General features: G+C 42.5%; 1 protein-coding gene. It reads left to right on the forward strand.

The genetic code is table 11. From position 1 onward, the window contains the following. On the forward strand, positions 1-266 hold a 266-nt coding region (locus KJQ99_RS10085), incomplete at its 5' end, for a hypothetical protein (RefSeq protein WP_214150768.1). Positions 267-391 lie beyond the last annotated feature (125 nt).

A 391-nucleotide genomic window follows, 5' to 3' on the forward strand; every position in this document is an offset into this window, starting at 1 on the left:
CTTACGGAGACATCGGTAATGTTTTGGTGCTTGAGTATTATGCAAAACAAATGGGCATCGAGTTTACCAGCGAAATCGTCTCGATTGAACAGGACTTCGATGAAAAAAAATTTGATCTTGCCTTTTTCGGCGGCGGTCAGGATTTTGAGCAGACAATCGTTTCAAAAGACATTCAGCGCATGAAGGAATCTTTGACGACATTCATTGAAGACGATGGACCGATGCTTGCCATCTGCGGTGGCTATCAGCTTCTTTGTCAATTCTAGATCCGTGCTCACGGTGAAAGAATCGAAGGTATTCATGCCTTTAGCCATCATACTAAAAGACAGATCAACCATCGTTTCATCGGTGACATTACGATTAAAAACAAAGAAACCGGCGAAACATACCA

This window comes from Campylobacter sp. 2018MI13, from assembly GCF_018501135.1.
GTDB lineage: Bacteria > Campylobacterota > Campylobacteria > Campylobacterales > Campylobacteraceae > Campylobacter_E.